General features: G+C 53.0%; 15 protein-coding genes. 6 read left to right on the top strand and 9 right to left on the bottom strand.

Features of this window, described 5'->3' with window-relative positions:
- Positions 1–8 precede the first annotated feature (8 nt).
- The 5 genes from recG to gmk all read right to left on the bottom strand — a co-directional run bounded on the left by recG (position 9) and on the right by gmk (position 6210).
- Positions 9–2087: an ATP-dependent DNA helicase RecG gene (gene recG / locus AC6R10_RS16770; RefSeq protein WP_500672975.1), complete on the bottom strand. Its 2079-nt coding sequence runs from the start codon at positions 2085–2087 to the stop codon at positions 9–11.
- Between the two features lie 221 nt (positions 2088–2308).
- The gene (trmH, locus tag AC6R10_RS16765) at positions 2309–2992 is read right to left on the bottom strand and encodes a tRNA (guanosine(18)-2'-O)-methyltransferase TrmH (RefSeq protein WP_487903059.1); all 684 of its coding nucleotides are present in this window, start codon (positions 2990–2992) and stop codon (positions 2309–2311) included.
- Between the two features lie 92 nt (positions 2993–3084).
- A complete protein-coding gene (gene spoT / locus AC6R10_RS16760) occupies positions 3085–5205 on the bottom strand; it encodes a bifunctional GTP diphosphokinase/guanosine-3',5'-bis pyrophosphate 3'-pyrophosphohydrolase (protein ID WP_500672974.1) in 2121 nt (706 codons plus the stop codon).
- A 35-nt stretch (positions 5206–5240) separates the two neighbouring features.
- Entirely contained in the window at positions 5241–5513 is a 273-nt protein-coding gene (gene rpoZ / locus AC6R10_RS16755) for a DNA-directed RNA polymerase subunit omega (protein WP_334554889.1), read from the bottom strand.
- Between the two features lie 76 nt (positions 5514–5589).
- Positions 5590–6210: a guanylate kinase gene (gmk, locus tag AC6R10_RS16750; RefSeq protein WP_334554887.1), complete on the bottom strand. Its 621-nt coding sequence runs from the start codon at positions 6208–6210 to the stop codon at positions 5590–5592.
- 299 nt (positions 6211–6509) lie between these two features.
- Here gmk and AC6R10_RS16745 point away from each other — a divergent pair, with 299 nt between their 5' ends.
- Complete coding sequence (locus tag AC6R10_RS16745; RefSeq protein WP_500672973.1) at positions 6510–7880, top strand: NCS2 family permease; 1371 nt, start codon at positions 6510–6512, stop codon at positions 7878–7880.
- Positions 7881–8199: 319 nt separating this feature from the next.
- Here AC6R10_RS16745 and AC6R10_RS16740 read toward each other — a convergent pair whose 3' ends face one another.
- Positions 8200–9066, bottom strand: coding sequence for a YicC/YloC family endoribonuclease (locus AC6R10_RS16740; protein WP_500672972.1), 867 nt, complete (start codon positions 9064–9066; stop codon positions 8200–8202).
- A 236-nt stretch (positions 9067–9302) separates the two neighbouring features.
- On the opposite strand from AC6R10_RS16740, the gene rph reads away from it, so the two are divergent.
- Positions 9303–10019 (top strand): ribonuclease PH, encoded by a 717-nt coding sequence (gene rph, locus AC6R10_RS16735; RefSeq protein WP_500633504.1) that lies wholly within the window; start codon positions 9303–9305, stop codon positions 10017–10019.
- Between the two features lie 133 nt (positions 10020–10152).
- Positions 10153–10794: an orotate phosphoribosyltransferase gene (gene pyrE, locus AC6R10_RS16730; RefSeq protein WP_487903853.1), complete on the top strand. Its 642-nt coding sequence runs from the start codon at positions 10153–10155 to the stop codon at positions 10792–10794.
- A gap of 91 nt (positions 10795–10885) precedes the next feature.
- Here the strand turns inward: pyrE and AC6R10_RS16725 are convergent, their stop codons facing one another.
- From AC6R10_RS16725 to coaBC, 3 genes are all read right to left on the bottom strand, one after another.
- Positions 10886–11839, bottom strand: coding sequence for a Kdo(2)-lipid IV(A) acyltransferase (locus AC6R10_RS16725; RefSeq protein ID WP_500672971.1), 954 nt, complete (start codon positions 11837–11839; stop codon positions 10886–10888).
- 3 nt (positions 11840–11842) lie between these two features.
- Complete coding sequence (slmA, locus tag AC6R10_RS16720) at positions 11843–12433, bottom strand: nucleoid occlusion factor SlmA (protein ID WP_500627790.1); 591 nt, start codon at positions 12431–12433, stop codon at positions 11843–11845.
- A 147-nt stretch (positions 12434–12580) separates the two neighbouring features.
- The gene (coaBC, locus tag AC6R10_RS16715) at positions 12581–13795 is read right to left on the bottom strand and encodes a bifunctional phosphopantothenoylcysteine decarboxylase/phosphopantothenate--cysteine ligase CoaBC (protein WP_500672970.1); all 1215 of its coding nucleotides are present in this window, start codon (positions 13793–13795) and stop codon (positions 12581–12583) included.
- A 274-nt stretch (positions 13796–14069) separates the two neighbouring features.
- Here coaBC and radC point away from each other — a divergent pair, with 274 nt between their 5' ends.
- The 3 genes from radC (at position 14070) to rpmB (ending at position 15725) form a co-directional block, all read left to right on the top strand.
- Positions 14070–14738 (top strand): RadC family protein, encoded by a 669-nt coding sequence (radC, locus tag AC6R10_RS16710; RefSeq protein WP_500672969.1) that lies wholly within the window; start codon positions 14070–14072, stop codon positions 14736–14738.
- 51 nt (positions 14739–14789) lie between these two features.
- The gene (locus tag AC6R10_RS16705; RefSeq protein ID WP_487902559.1) at positions 14790–15140 is read left to right on the top strand and encodes a four helix bundle protein; all 351 of its coding nucleotides are present in this window, start codon (positions 14790–14792) and stop codon (positions 15138–15140) included.
- 348 nt (positions 15141–15488) lie between these two features.
- Positions 15489–15725, top strand: a complete 237-nt coding sequence (gene rpmB, locus AC6R10_RS16700; protein ID WP_334554869.1) for a 50S ribosomal protein L28 — start codon at positions 15489–15491, stop codon at positions 15723–15725.
- The last annotated feature ends 73 nt before the right edge of the window (positions 15726–15798 follow it).

Here is a 15798-nt window from a genome sequence, read left to right as displayed (position 1 = left end):
GGAACTAATCACGCCTTCGCGTAAATATCACGCTCGCCCAACCACCGCTCTATGATCGCTTGGGTGTGGTCAGGGTAGTTGAGATGCAGGTAGCGCGCGATGCGTTGCACTTCGGGGACGAGGCGTTGATCGCGGATCAGATCGGCAATCTTAAAATCGGCCATGCCGGTTTGTTTGGTGCCGAGCAGCTCGCCTGGGCCGCGAATTTCGAGATCGCGCTGGGCTATCACAAAGCCATCGTTGCTTTCTCTCAACACACCTAATCGCTTTTGCGCCGTTTTAGACAGCGGTGCGTGATACAAGAGCACACAGTGGCTCGCGACCGAGCCTCGTCCGACACGGCCACGCAACTGGTGAAGCTGCGCCAGACCGAGGCGTTCTGGGTTTTCAATGATCATCAAGCTGGCATTCGGCACATCGACCCCAACTTCAATCACCGTCGTGGCGACCAACAGGTGCAGTTGATTATCTTTAAACGCCTGCATTACCGCCTGCTTCTCGGCCGGTTTCATTCGCCCGTGGACTAAACCAATCTTGAGGTCCGCCAGCGTGCGCTGCAACTCCTCTGCGGTATCGGCGGCGGCTTGCGCCTCGAGCACTTCCGACTCATCAATCAAGGTGCACACCCAATACGCTTGCTTACCTTCGTTTAGGCAGGCATGACGTACGCGCTCAACAATGGTGTCGCGTTTGGTGTCTGGGATGGCGACGGTTTGAATCGGCGTCCGACCGGGGGGAAGCTCATCGATGACGGAGGTTTCAAGGTCTGCGTACGCCGTCATGGCGAGGGTGCGCGGAATGGGCGTCGCCGTCATGATCAGTTGATGCGGGTACGCGCCCTGCTGCTCGCCTTTTTCACGCAGCTCTAGCCGCTGGTGGACACCAAAGCGGTGTTGCTCATCGATGATCACTAGGGCTAACTGAGAAAAGTTGACCTGCTCCTGGAATAGCGCATGGGTGCCGACCACCATTTGCGCCTCGCCCGAGGCAATGCGCTCAAGTTGGGTCTGCTTGGCTTTGCCTTTGAGCTTGCCCGCCAGCCAGCCAACTTGAATGCCCATTGGTTCAAACCATTGGCTAAAGTTTAATGCGTGCTGCTCTGCCAGCAGTTCGGTGGGCGCCATCAAGGCCACTTGTTTGCCTTGCTCCAAGGCGCGCACGGCGGCCAGTGCCGCGACCAAGGTTTTGCCTGAGCCGACATCTCCTTGCACTAAGCGCATCATCGGGTGCGGCTTGGCGAGATCGCTCTCAATCTCTTCTACGACTCGGCGCTGAGCATTGGTCGGCGAGAACGGCAGGGCGTCCAATAGCTGTTGTTTCAGCGTTTGACTCGGCCCCAGCGCGATCGCCGCCTCTTTTTGCCCTTGGCTGCGCACCGCGAGCATCGATAGGTTTTGCGCCAGCAGCTCTTCCATGATGAGGCGCACTTGCGCCGGGTGTTTACCCTCATCAAACTGTTCTAGATTGATGTCCGGTGGTGGGCGATGAATGGTGTGCAGCGCTTGATTAAGGGTAATCTGGCTATCATAGAGCCCAGCAGGGAGCAGCTCTTGCACCGCCGATTTATCGAGCAATGCGAGCGCTTGTTCAGTCAGGTTACGCAGGGTGAGTTGGCGCAGACCATCGGTGGTTGGGTAGACGGGCGTTAAACTCGGCTCCGTCTCAACCGGTTGCTGCGGCGTGTAAAACTTGTAATCCGGATGGACAATCTCTAACCCGTAGCTGCCGCGTTTGATTTCCCCATAGGCATGCACCGTTTTGCCTTCCGCGAATTGATTTTTCATCCCGGCGGTGAAGTTAAAAAAGCGCAGGGTGAGGGTGCCGTTGCCATCACTGAGTTTGACCGCCAAAATTTTGCGCTTGCCAAACAGGGTATCAACACTCATCACCTTACCCTGCACCGCTGCCCACAGCCCTGCGTGCAATTTAACAATGGGGTAGACCCGAGTGCGGTCTTCATAGCGCAGCGGCAAGTGAAACAGTAAATCCTGCACCGATAGCAGCCCGACTTTGGCCAATTTCTCTGCCACTTTCGCCCCGACACCCGCCAGAGAGGTCAGTGGAATAGCCGACAAAAGTTGGGACATAGCTTCGCTCACGCAATGATTAATGATGGGGATAGTTAAGCATTTATCTGTGTTTTTGTACAGTGAAGAGGGGAGTTCCTAGTGCCTAGTTCCTAGAAATTCCGTCCTCTAGGCACTAGGAACTACTCACCAGAGTTTTGCCTTCTAGGCACTAGGAACTATAAACTAGTCACTAGAGTTTTGCCCTCTAGGCACTAGGAACTAGAAACTAGGCACTCATCCTACCTACTCTGCATCTGCGCCCACCACTCTTTATCCGCGACGATTTGGCCTTGCTCATCGAGGGGAGGGTAAGGGAGCTGTTTGCGTTTGGCGACTTTGGCGAGCACGGGGTGGCCGCGCTCAAAGAGGATGCGGTGGATGGTCTCGGCGGGTAAGGCGCTTTGTGCATTGTCGTACATGCCGGCGGCTTGGCGTTGGCGCTGGGCTTCATAGAGAATCACTGCGCTGGCGACCGAGACATTGAGCGATTGCACCATACCGACCATAGGGATGATGATGTCTTGGTCGGCGAGCGCTTTGGCTTGCTCTGACGCGCCGATTTTTTCACTGCCGAGGATCACCGCCGTCGGTTTGGTGTAATCAATCTGACGAAAATCGACTGCCGTCTCTGAGAGGTTAGTCACCAGCACTTGCATGCCTTGGCGTTTGAGCTCACCAATCGCGTCTTCAATGGTGTCGTGTGTTTCCACTTCCACCCAGTTGCGCGCGCCCGCCGACGTGTGGCTTAAGGTGCGCATTTTATCAGGCCAAACCGCGTGCACTTTGTGAATGCCGGTGGCGTCGGCGCTGCGGATCACCGCCGAGACGTTATTGGGCTTGTGGACTTCTTCGAGGCAAAGGGTCAAATCCGCTTGGCGCGCTTTTAACACTTCTTGAATGCGTTGGTAACGTTCTAAATTCATGGTGTTAGGGCTTAGTTGAAAAAGAATATGGTGTTAAAAAATGGATGATAAAGAAAGCGGCCCTAAAGACCGCTTTCTGATGTGGATGGGGATCAGTACTTTCTACGGCGCACTTTGAGTGTGTGCGGCATGGCTTTAATCTTGCGCATGATGCCCGCTAAGTGGACGCGATCTTTGGTGGTGAGCACCACAGTCACTGTGTACAAACGGCCATCACGCTCTTCGGTCGAGAGACCGTGAATGTTGGAGCCGGTTTGTGAAATGACGTTGGTCAGTTCCGCGAGGGCGCCTTGACGGTTTTGCACATCGACACGCAGCTCGGCAATAAACTCTTGATCGTAATCGTCTGACCACTCCACCGCCATGTACTTATCTGGCTCTTTTTCGTGGTTGCGCACATTCGGACACGTCTCGCGGTGCACCACCAATCCTCGACCCGGAGAAACGTGAGCAATGATGTGATCGTCCGGAATCGGATGACAACAGTTGGCAAACGTCAGCAAAATGCCTTCTGCGCCGCGGATCGGCAGCTTCTTCTTCGGCTTGCCGTCAGAGCTGGCGACTTCGGTGAGCTCATCGGCATCGCCAAGCAGTCTGCGGGCGATGACAATACTCATCAACTCACCCAAACCGATAGCGGCGAGCAGATCATTGAGGGATTTGATTTTCAGATCGCTCAAGACGTGATTGATGTTCTCTTCATTGATGTCGGAAACCGACAAATCACCTAAGGCGTGATTGAGCAATCGGCGGCCAAGGGTAATCGACTCTTCACGGCGCATGGTTTTCAGCACTTGACGAATCTTGGTGCGCGCACGTGAGGTCACGACGTAGTTGAGCCACGCTGCATTCGGACGGGCGCCCGGTGCGCTGATGATCTCAATCGTCTGGCCGTTTTTCAGCGCTTTGCTGAGAGGGTAAGGGTTGCGATCGACGCGCGCGCCGACACAGGTGTTGCCGACATCGGTATGCACGGCATACGCAAAATCGACCGCAGTGGCGCCGACAGGCAGCTCCACAATGCGCCCTTTCGGGGTGAAGACGTAAATCTCATCTGGGAAGAGATCCGATTTGACGTTTTCAATAAATTCGAACGAGTTGCCCGCGCTTTGTTGGAGCTCAAGCAGGCTCTGCATCCAGCGCTGCGCTTTGACTTGCGCGGTGGTGCCGGTACGCTCGCCATTGCCTTTGTAAGACCAGTGCGCCGCGACCCCTTTGTCCGCCATCTGATCCATATCTTCGGTGCGAATTTGCACTTCGACAGGCACGCCGTGTGGGCCGACCATCGAGGTATGCAAAGACTGATAGCCGTTCGCCTTAGGCACCGCGATGTAATCTTTCATACGCCCCGGGCGAGGCTTGTAGAGCGAGTGCACTTGGCCCAATACGCGATAGCAGGTGTCAGCGGTGTCCACCACCACACGAAACGCGTAGATGTCCATAATGGTGTGGAAGCGCTGCTCTTTGGTCTTCATCTTGTTGTAGATGGAGAAGAGGTTTTTCTCGCGCCCCACCACACGCGCAGACAGACCCACTTCTTCCAGTCGGCCTTCAATTTCGGTGTGGATGCGTTGAATCATCTCTTTACGGTTACCGCGAGCGGCCTTGACGACCTCTTTTAACACGCGATAGCGGTTGGGGTAGAGCGCTTCAAAACCGAGCTCTTCCAGTTCGGTTTTAATATTATGGATACCCAAGCGATGCGCTAAGGGTGAATAGATTTCGAGGGTTTCGCGCGCGATGCGACGCTTTTTATCAGGGCGCAGTGCGCCGAGCGTGCGCATGTTGTGCGTGCGGTCTGCCAGTTTGATCAAAATGACGCGGATGTCTTGCACCATCGCAAGTACCATCTTACGAAAGTTCTCAGCCTGAGCTTCCTTGCGATCACGAAACTTGAGCTTATCCAGCTTAGAGACGCCATCGACCAGCTCTGCAACGGTGTTGCCAAACTTCTCTTCAAGTTGCTCTTTGGTGACATCACAATCTTCGATGACATCGTGCAAAAGCGCGGCTTGGAGGGTTTCAATATCAAGGCGCATTTCCGCCAAGATACGAGCAACAGCAACAGGGTGGATGATGTATGGTTCCCCGCTTGAGCGGGTTTGCCCTTCATGGGCATCTTTCGCTACCACATAAGATTGACGCAGAGCCTCAATTTGAGGCTCTGTTAGGTATTCTTGGGCAACGTCTTTGAGGCTATCGAATAGATACAAATTTTAGGCCCGGCAGATAGTGGTGATGAAGAGGATTATCGACCGTGAGCAATGCTGCTAACAGCGGCAAGTTCAGCGGCTTCTTGCTCTTGCTGCTCTTGACGCTCACGCGCATCCAGGATCTCTTTTGTGATAAGGCTTTCTTCGATTTCGCGCAGGGCGATAACCGTCGGCTTATCGTTCTCTTCTGGCACTAGTGCATCTTTGCCGCCAGTTTGCATTTGACGAGCGCGGCGAGCCGCAATGAGAACTAGGTCGAAACGGTTGCCAACTTTTTCAACAGCGTCTTGAACAGTTACGCGTGCCATAAGGACTCCAAATAGTTAACTAAAATTTTGTATGACGAGAAATTATACAAGATATCGTAGCGGATAGTCTAGATTCTTATTTCAACAACGCATCCAGCATGCCTTTGTACTTGAGGGCTTGCTTATCTTGCTTGAGGCGTTCGGCGCGAATGATGGCTTTAAAGTCCATCAGCGCGTTATCGAAATCATCATTGATGATCACGTAGTCGTATTCGTTGTAGTGAGAAATTTCCGATTTCGCTTCCGCCATGCGTTTTGCGATCACCGCTTCACTGTCTTGGCCGCGCGCGTTCAGGCGGCGTTCCAACTCACCGTTTGACGGCGGCAGGATGAACAAGCTCTTGGCTTGTGGCATTTGCTCACGAATTTGGCGTGCGCCTTGCCAGTCAATGTCGAGGAAGACGTCGATGCCTTTATCGAGGTTTTGCTCAATCCACGGGCGAGAGGTGCCGTAGTAGTTGCCAAACACTTCCGCGTATTCCAAAAACGCACCTTGTTCGATCAGCGCTTCAAACTGCTCTTTTTGCACAAAGTGGTAGTGCACGCCATCTTGCTCACCCGGGCGCATGCCACGTGTCGTGTGCGACACGGACACTTTCATTGCGTAGGTAGGGTTAGTTTCCAGCATGGCTGAAATCAAGCTCGATTTACCCGCGCCGCTGGGCGCAGAAACAATGTATAGGGTGCCTTTGGCCATAAGGTTACGTCCACCATAAGATTCGATGTATTAAAGATAGCACTGACCGCGGGCATAACGTCAGTCAAGAGCGCGATTTCTCTCAACCTCGGTGGCGAAAATTCGGCCAGAAAAAGGGAGGCGAAGAGTAGCATGGATCAGACTAAGTGACTAGATCGGATGAAAAATGTGATGCGCATCAAAATCGGTTGAAATTTCACCCCATCTCATTACAATTCGCGCAAACGTTTGGCTCGTTGCAGGCATTGCTGCTGGCGATGGGCTATGGCCCTCTTATTTATCTAACGATAGGTTGTATTGTGAGTTCTGACACTGCACTTCCACGCTCAGCCAACGCTGGGTGGCTTGAATCCACTTTTCATATCTCTGCGCGAAAATCGACCCTAGGCACGGAGCTGTACGCCGGGTTTATTACTTTTTTGGCGATGAGTTACATCTTGGCGGTTAACCCCGCGATTTTGGGTGACATCCCAGGCATGGATCGCGGCGCGATTTTTACCGCCACAGCACTGGCGGCGGCGGCAGCCACGCTGATCATGGGCGTGTTTGGTAACTACCCAGTCATGCTGGCGCCAGGCATGAGCATGAACGGCTTCTTCAAAGGCATGCTGCTGAGCGGCTCGGTGGCGTTGGTGTGGCACGAGGCGCTGCTGGGAATCTTCTTCTCTGGTGTGCTCTACCTGATTTTGTCGATGACTAATATTCGCAAGGCGATGATTGAGTCTATTCCAGAAGATCTCAAACTGGCGATCACCGTATCGCTTGGTCTGTTTATCGCCTTTTTGGGCCTGAAAAACGCCGGCATCATCGTCTCGAACCCGATCATCTTGGTCAGCATGGGCAAAATCAATGACCCGCAAGTCATCATTGCCTACATCAGTATCTTTATCGCGCTCGGCTGCATGATTCGTGACATCAAGCTGGCGACCTTTATCTCGTTTGTATCGGCGATTGTGTTGACCGTTGTGGCCGACTGGATGCTAGGGACGCAAAACGCCCCCATCCCAGAGAGCCTAGTGGCCGCGCCACCAAGCCTGTCGGGCAGCGTTGGCGCCATCTTTAATTTCTCAGGGCTGGCGGCCGACAAGCTGTTTGATCTGCTGTTTATTGTGGTGATTTTCTTGATTGTCGATTTCTTTGATGGCCTCAGCACCATTGTCGGCGTCGGCCGAGATGCGGGCATCATCGACAAAGATGGCAAAGTGCCAAATGCGCGCTCGGCGCTGGTTGCGGACGCAGGCGGCACCGTGATTGGCTCTGTGCTGGGTACGACTTCAGTTACCGCCTTCTCAGAATCGGGCATTGCCTCTGCACAAGGCGCGAAAACCGGTCTCGCTGCGGTGGTGGTCGCGGGGCTCTTCTTGGTGTCGCTGTTCCTATACCCGCTCTTTTCCATCTTCTCCGCGGCCATGGTCGCACCGGCGATGGTGGTGGTCGGCATCTACATGATTGGTCGCCTTGGCCAAATCCGTTGGGAGCAAAAAGAGTCTCGCATCGCGGCGTTTTTCACCATCATGTTCACCGTACTGAGCTTCTCACCGGCCAACGGCATGGCGATGGGCTTTATCAGCTACGCCTTTAGCATGGTGGTAGCAGGCAAAGCTAAGCAGGTTCACCCTGTCATTTATGTGCTGTCTGGGCTATTTATGGCGTATTTGGTGCTTTTATAATCGCGGACATATGGCTGCCATCGCCATTATTGCTATTGCAGACACAACAAGGGCGGCATCAAGGCCGCCCTTTTGACATCCCATTACCTTAGGGCAAGTGACTTAATAGTTTAGTTTATTGTCATTAATGAGTGCTAAGAGAGTGCGTTCCAAAATAAATCAAAAGGTTAGGCTGGAGGGGATAGTCTAATTTTATTGAAAGGTCAGAGCAGTGGTGGGGCTGTTGGGTGAAGTCAGAGGATGTTGGTGGAAAAATGAAAAGCCCCTATCGACTTATAAAGTAAACAGGGGCTTTGCACAGTTAGTCATCTAAAAGAGACTATTCGATGTTCTGAATCTGCTCTCTCATCTGCTCAATCAACACTTTCAACTCGACCCCGGATGCGGTGATGTCGGCGCTGATCGACTTCGAGGCAAGCGTGTTTGACTCGCGGTTGAACTCTTGCATCATAAAGTCGAGGCGTCGGCCGCAGGCGCCGCCTTTTTTGAGGATGTTGTTGGTCTCTTTGACGTGAGAGTCGAGGCGATCGAGCTCTTCAGCCACATCGGATTTTTGCGCGAGGAGGATAAGCTCTTGCTCAACGCGGGAAGGGTCGAGCTCCACTTTGGCGTCTTCAAATTTGGCGAACAGACGCTCACGTTGCCACTCAAGGATCTCGGGCATGCGAGCGCGCACGCGAGTCACTTCTTGTGAGATGGCGTCTAGGCGCTGGGTGATGAGCGCTTTCATGTTGTCGCCTTCGCGGCCGCGAGCGTCAATGAAATCATTCAGTGCATTGTCAAAGGCGGCTAACAGGTCTTTGTTGACCGCGTCCATGTCTTGCTCTGGGGTCTCCATCACGCCTGGCCACTGCATCACTTGGAACGGGTTGATGCGGCTCAGTTCGCCGGTCATGTGCATCACTTGCTCAGCGGCTTTGATGACTTGATTGGCGAGGGTTTCATTGATGGTCAGCTCACCTTTGGCGGCGGGGTTGGCTTCAAAACGCAGGCTGCACTCCACTTTACCGCGCGCCAGGCGCTTGCGAAAGCGTTCACGAAGTAACGGCTCTAAGCCACGAAATTGCTCAGGGAGGCGGAAGTAGGTTTCCAAATAACGTTGGTTAACGCTGCGGATCTCCCACACGGCACTGCCCCAATCGCCTTTGGCTTCGCTGCGCGCGTAGGCCGTCATGCTATAAATCATCGAATTTTCCTATCTATTAATCTGTGAAAATAACGCAGGGAGAGGATAGCAGAAGGTGGGGGGGAGTTCCTAGTGACTAGTTCCTAGTTCCTAGTTCCTAGAGGGGTGGTGGGTGATGGGTGATGGGTGATGGGGAGAGGGGTAGTGAAGGGGGAATGACAGTGGTGGTGAGGGGGTGTTTTGTGCTAGACTCTGGGCCCAATTCTACCGTCATCAAGTCAACAAAGGTAATGCCCATGCGTCCCAATGATCGCAAGGCGGATCAAATTCGCCCAATTAAAATTACTCGCAACTATACCGCGTATGCAGAAGGTTCTGTGTTGGTCGAGTTCGGCAATACCAAAGTGCTGTGTAACGCCACGGTTGAAGAGAGTGTGCCGCGTTGGCTAAAAGGCCAAGGTAAAGGCTGGGTGACGGCCGAGTACGGCATGCTGCCGCGTTCGACACATTCACGCATGCGTCGTGAAGCGTCAAACGGTAAGCAAGGTGGCCGCACGATGGAAATTCAACGCCTGATTGCGCGCAGCCTGCGTGCTGTGGTGGATTTAGAGGCGATGGGCGAGTTTATGATCACCGTTGACTGTGATGTGATTCAAGCCGATGGCGGTACGCGCACGGCGTCTATTTCCGGTGCCAGTGTGGCGCTAGCGGATGCCTTCACTCACTTGATCAATAAAGGCAAACTGAAAAAGAACCCGATGAAAGGCCATGTGGCCGCGGTGTCGGTGGGTTTGCTGGGTGAGGAGGTATTGTGTGACTTGGAGTACGTCGAAGACTCTGCCGCAGACACCGATATGAACGTCGTGATGACCGAAGATGGCCGCATGATCGAAGTGCAAGGCACCGCCGAAGGTGAACCGTTCACCCACGAGCAACTGATGGTCTTGCTTGAGTCGGCCAAGGTCGGCATTGCCGATATTGTCGCCGCGCAAAAAGCGGCATTAGCAGATTGATTGATAGCTCCCATTAATGGGGGCTATTTTTTTGTTCTTTTTTATAGAGAACACTTTTTACCCTTATCTTTAACCTTTCTTCTAGGAACTAGGAACTAGGAACTAGCCACTAAAAACACATCGAGAGAAAATAATGAAAGCATACCAGCGTGAATTTATTGAGTTTGCACTTGAGAAACAAGTTCTTAAGTTTGGTGAGTTTACTTTGAAATCTGGCCGTAAGAGCCCGTACTTCTTTAACGCTGGTCTTTTCAATACCGGTCGTGATTTGGCGCGCTTAGGGCGTTTTTACGCCGCCGCGCTCGCGGACTCTGGCATCGAGTTTGATGTGCTGTTTGGCCCTGCGTACAAAGGCATCCCGATTGCAACCACCACCGCGGTGGCACTGGCGGATCACCACGACATCGACACGCCTTACTGCTTTAACCGTAAAGAAGCGAAAACCCACGGTGAGGGCGGCAACTTAGTCGGCAGCCCGCTGGAAGGTCGCATTATGTTGGTGGACGATGTGATCACCGCTGGCACCGCGATTCGTGAATCGATGGAAATTATCCAAGCAAGCGGCGCCGCACTGGCGGGCGTATTGGTGGCGATTGACCGCCAAGAAAAAGGCAAAGGTGAGCTCTCTGCGATTCAAGAAGTCGAGCGCGACTTTGGCTGCGCGGTGATCTCCATCGTCAGCCTTGGCGATTTGGTGACTTACTTGGAAGAGAAAGGCGACGCGGCAGAGCACCTCGCCGCCGTGAAAGCGTACCGTGCGGAGTATGGGATTTAAGTGCCTAGTTTCTAGTGGCGAGTTCCTAGAGGGGATTGGCCACTATTTACTTATTTCCTTATTTTCTTATTTCCTAATGGCGTATTCCGCTTTACTTGTACCGTACGCCCTTCTCTGCGTTTTCGTCTTGCATGGTTTTGTAGCGCTTGTGTAGCCACATCCATTGCTCTGGGGCGCGGAGGATCACCTCTTCCACGTGGCGGTTCATGTAGGCGGCGGCCGCGACTTCGTCTTTTTGTGGGTAGTCTTTCTCTACCGATTTATTGGCGATGATCTCATAGCGCCCGTCGTCATTGCGAAAGCCTGAACCCATCACAATCGCCGCTTTACTGGTGTACGCCAAGATGCTAGTGCCTGTAGTAGTGCAGGCATCGGGAACGGCAAAAAAGGGCACAAATACCGATTTGTTGCGGCCGTAATCATGATCCGGTAAGTAAAACAGCCGCTCACCACTGCGCATAACGCGAATCATCTGTTTGAGATCTTTTCTGTCGATCAAAACGTTTCCGTTGTGCGAGCGGCCCCAGTGCTGAATAAAGTTGTATGCAAGATTATTGTGCGGGCGAAACGCGCCATAGCCACCTAGCCCCAGCACCGCAAACGCGCGCGCGGTGATCTCTAGATTGAGTGCGTGGACGCAGCATAGCAGCACGCCCTTTTTCTGCTCATTGTACTGATGCAGCAACTCGACATCTTTCGCTACGATTCTGCGCTTAAAGCGCCAGGTCGGCCAAAACCAAGTGATGCCGGTTTCAATCAGCGCGAGACCGGTGTTTTTGAAGTTCTCCTCGACCATCGCTTCAATCTCAGCTTGCGCCTTATCCGGGAAGGCGAGCTCAAGGTTGCGCTTGGCGACATGAACGCGCTTTTTGCCTAAACGCATGCCGAGTTTGCCGAGCCCTCGGCCGAGCGCATAAAGCAGTCGATACGGTAGCAGGTTAACCACTATCGCCAGCAAGCCAAAGCCAAGCCAAACACCCCAATGGCGTGGGTGAAGCAAAGACCAAGAAAACGTGGGGGGCTGGTGTTTATCGTTGGTTGTCATGAATTAATCCAATTGCGCACTGAGCAGTGCCCAGTACTCGTCAAAGTTTGCGGTAGGGTGGTACTTAAAATCAGAGCGCACAAAGCGGTTCAAGCTGCCTTCGACTTGGCCAAGCAGTTGGGCGGCGAGGATCATTTCATCCACAGGAAAGGCTTTCCCTTCACGCAGTTTACGCTCACGCAGGATCTGACGCAGTGAGGTTTCAATGCGCTCATACAACTGGTTGATGCGATCGCGCAGGCGCTCATTTTCAAACATCAATGCATGGCCAGACAAAATTCGGCTCAGCCCCGGGTTGCGTTCGGCAAAGGCGAGAATGAGCTGCAACACCAAACGCAGACGGGTCAGGGTGTCTTTCTCTTCATCCAAAATACGATTGATGCGAGACATTAAAGACTCTTCAATAAACTCGATCAAGCCCTCAAACATGCGCGCTTTGCTAGGAAAGTGACGATACAAGGCCGCTTCTGACACGCCGACTTGTTTGGCGAGTTTCGCGGTGGTGATGCGTGAGGCGCCGTCACTGGACTCCAGCATTTCGGCAAGGGCTTGCAATATTTCGTCGCGGCGGTTGGTTTTTTTTGTTCCTGCCATGAACCTCTTCCTTTTTTATAACCACAGTTTATAAGAACTGTCACACGAGGGGCGCAGCGCTCAGAGGGGCTGAAAACGCAAAGCGCACACCGAGTGCGAGCGCGGCTGGGGCTCAACCAACCGCGTTGTCTGATGAATAGGTTGAAATCACTCGCTTGTTGGCGCGAGTTTGTCATTAATAATGGTGAGGATCTGCGTTGCGATATCCTGTTTGGACGCAAGCGTAAGTGATTGCTCACCCTCTTTCCAGTATACGGTGATAGCGTTGTCGTTGCTATTAAACCCTTGCCCCGCGACTGAGACATCGTTAGCACAAATGAGATCGAGGTTTTTCTTCGCCAACTTGCTTTTGGCGTAGTGGGCGACGTCTTGTGTTTCAGCGGCAAAGCCAACAGTAAAAGGTCGATGCTCATTGAGCGCCGCGACGCTGGCAACAATGTCGGGATTTTTCACCATCTCAATCGACATCGCATCGCTTTGGTCGGTTTTTTTGATTTTCTGCGTGGCAACCTGATGAGGACGATAGTCGGCCACGGCGGCGCAGCCAATAAAGACATCGTGTGAGCGAGCATGCTCAAGCGCCGCGTCGTACATCTCTTGCGCGCTTTGCACGTCAATACGGGTGACGCCGCTCGGCGTTGAGAGCGAAACAGGGCCGGCGATGAGCGTCACACGGGCACCGAGCGCTGCTGCTTCGCTGGCCAGTGCAAAGCCCATCTTGCCTGAGCTGTGGTTAGAGATATAGCGCACCGGATCAATCGCCTCACGGGTCGGGCCCGCAGTGATGAGCACAGAGCGCCCCGCCAGCGGTTTAGGGCCAAAAAATTGCTCGCAGTGCTCAACCAGTTGCATTGGTTCTAACATCCGACCTGGGCCGACGTCGCCACACGCTTGCTCGCCAGCAGCGGGGCCCCAAATCATCATACCGCGACGCGAAAGGGTGGCGATGTTCTCTGTCGTGGCGAGGTTGCGATACATCTGCTGATTCATCGCGGGTGAGACCGCAATTGGCGCATCCGTCGCCAGCACGAGAGTGGTCAGAAGATCATTGCCCATGCCCGCCGCCATGCGCGCAATCAAATCCGCCGTGGCGGGCGCGAGCAGAACCAGATCGGCCCACTTGGCGAGCTCAATATGGCCCATAGAGGCTTCGGCGGCTGGATCGAGCAAGCTCTCTGACACCGGACGTCCAGAGACCGCCTGCATGGTCAGCGGCGTAATAAACTCTTTCGCGGCTGGCGTCATCACCACCTGGACGGTCGCGCCACGTTCACTGAGTCTGCGCGTCAAATCCGCACATTTGTACGCGGCGATACCACCGCTGATACCTAAAAGGATCTTTTTACCTGCGAGTGTTTGCATGATGATCTTCCTTAAAAATTCTTGGCGTAAGATAGCATGGGTAAGGGGGTAGTAGGTAGTGGGTGAGGGGGCGTGGGTAATGGGTGGTGGGTAATGGGTGAAGGGGAATGGGGGATAAGTGATGGGGGGCGAGGGGGGTAATGCGAAAAGCATGCTTTTTGAGGGTGGGGGTTTGGTAGGGTGGTGATGGGTGATGGGTGATGGGTGATGGGTGATGGGTGATGGGTAATGGGTAACGGGTAATGGGGGATGGGGATGAGTAGAGGGAGCGGGAATGAGAGGGGTGCCTAAGGAGTCGATGCCTCGTGAGAAGCTGATTCATCAAGGGCCGCAATCGCTGACGGATGCGGAGTTGTTGGCTATCTTCCTGCGGACGGGGACTCGGGGGATGAATGTCATTGAGTTGGCGGATGTGTTGTTGAAAGAGTTTGGCTCTTTGCGAGGGTTATTTTCCGCTAAGCAGTTGGAGTTTTGTCGTCATAAAGGATTGGGTGAGGCCAAGTACGTACAATTGCAAGCGGTCCTTGAGATGACGCAGCGCTATCTTTGCGAGACGCTCAAGCGAGGTGATGCCCTGACTAGCCCACAACAGACCAAGCTTTATCTCTCCAGTCTTTTGCGAGATCGCCAGAGAGAGGCCTTTTATATCCTGTTTTTAGATAACCAACACCGAGTCATTCAAGATGAGGTGATGTTTGAAGGCACGATTGATGCGGCAAGCGTTTACCCGAGAGAAGTCGTCAAGCGAGCGCTTGAGCACAACGCTGCCGCATTGATTTTGGCGCACAATCACCCCTCAGGCGTAGCAGAACCGAGCCAAGCTGACCGCCGAATTACTCGACGGCTCACCGATGCACTCTCGCTGGTGGATATTCGAGTATTGGATCATTTTGTGGTCGGGGATGGGGAGGTGGTCTCGTTTGCGGAGAGGGGGTGGTTGTGAGAGGAGAGGGGTGAGTTCCTAGTTCCTAGTTCCTAGAGGGGGAGGGTGAGAGTGGATTTTGAGCGGTTGAAGGTGTGGCAGAAGAGCATGCTGATATGTGAGCGTGTTCATGAGTTGTTTCGTGGCAGCAATGAGTTTGCCTTGAAGGATCAAGTTTTCCGTTCTGCTCTATCCATACCATCTAATATTGCTGAAGGGGAAGAGCGCTTTTCAGCGAAAGAGGCGATTCGGTTCTTGTATATAGCGAAGGGCTCTGCTGGTGAGCTATTAACGCAGCTTATCTTGTCTCACAGGCTCGGCATTATTGAGACCAAGGATTTTACGCAATTGGAGGCTTCCATCAGAGAGGTAAGCAAGATGATAGCAGGTTTGATTAGAAGCAAATCAGGCGCGCTCAGGTAACGAATTATTTTCTAGGCACTAGGCACTAGGCACTAGGCACTCCTTCTTTCTGTGATTTTGTTTAACTTTTAGTTGTCCACCCCCCGAATTCTGCTACAATCCCCCGACATTTTTTGAACTATTATCAGCTCTGCCTAAAAAAGATCACGAAAACCTGTAAAAAGGATCTGTTCGGGTCTTGAGCAATGCTACTCAAGTTAGTATAATGCGCGACCTTTGATAGCCTTGTATGGGTTTCCATAGCGGTATAAGACCTCGAAATTCTTTTGAGAATAGCTTCTTTGAGAACTAGAGAGGTTCGGCCACCAAGGTTGATATCGAGCTGAAACGATTTTGGAGAAGACATTCATGTCACGAGTATGCCAAGTAACTGGTAAGCGTCCAGTAACGGGTAACAACCGTTCACACGCACGCAATGCTACTAAGCGTCGTTTTCTGCCGAACCTACAAACTCATCGTTTCTGGGTAGAGAGCGAAAAACGTTTTGTTAAACTACGCCTATCTGCAAAAGGTATGCGCATCATCGACAAGAAAGGTATTGATACCGTTCTTGCTGATATCCGTGCAAACGGCGAAAACGTTTAAGAGGAAATAGACAATGGCAAAGATAAGAGGTGCTGCCTTGTCTGGAGGAAGACTGAGAATTAACCTTAGCAAT

It is taken from the genome of Vibrio sp. R12-SG2-ISO1 (assembly GCF_059834045.1).
The sequence above is the reverse complement of the archived record's forward strand: the minus strand, read 5'-3'. Positions and strand labels throughout refer to the sequence as shown.

What these genes read in the sequence shown, in the direction of transcription:
- pyrE (WP_487903853.1), top strand. Translation starts at nt 10,153, where the DNA reads ATGAAAGCATACCAGCGTGAATTTATTGAGTTTGCACTTGAGAAACAA.
- rpmB (WP_334554869.1), top strand. Translation starts at nt 15,489, where the DNA reads ATGTCACGAGTATGCCAAGTAACTGGTAAGCGTCCAGTAACGGGTAAC.
- rph (WP_500633504.1), top strand. Translation starts at nt 9,303, where the DNA reads ATGCGTCCCAATGATCGCAAGGCGGATCAAATTCGCCCAATTAAAATT.
- gmk (WP_334554887.1), bottom strand. Translation starts at nt 6,210, where the DNA reads ATGGCCAAAGGCACCCTATACATTGTTTCTGCGCCCAGCGGCGCGGGT.
- AC6R10_RS16740 (WP_500672972.1), bottom strand. Translation starts at nt 9,066, where the DNA reads ATGATTTATAGCATGACGGCCTACGCGCGCAGCGAAGCCAAAGGCGAT.
- slmA (WP_500627790.1), bottom strand. Translation starts at nt 12,433, where the DNA reads ATGGCAGGAACAAAAAAAACCAACCGCCGCGACGAAATATTGCAAGCC.
- recG (WP_500672975.1), bottom strand. Translation starts at nt 2,087, where the DNA reads ATGTCCCAACTTTTGTCGGCTATTCCACTGACCTCTCTGGCGGGTGTC.
- AC6R10_RS16725 (WP_500672971.1), bottom strand. Translation starts at nt 11,839, where the DNA reads ATGACAACCAACGATAAACACCAGCCCCCCACGTTTTCTTGGTCTTTG.
- coaBC (WP_500672970.1), bottom strand. Translation starts at nt 13,795, where the DNA reads ATGCAAACACTCGCAGGTAAAAAGATCCTTTTAGGTATCAGCGGTGGT.
- radC (WP_500672969.1), top strand. Translation starts at nt 14,070, where the DNA reads ATGAGAGGGGTGCCTAAGGAGTCGATGCCTCGTGAGAAGCTGATTCAT.
- trmH (WP_487903059.1), bottom strand. Translation starts at nt 2,992, where the DNA reads ATGAATTTAGAACGTTACCAACGCATTCAAGAAGTGTTAAAAGCGCGC.
- rpoZ (WP_334554889.1), bottom strand. Translation starts at nt 5,513, where the DNA reads ATGGCACGCGTAACTGTTCAAGACGCTGTTGAAAAAGTTGGCAACCGT.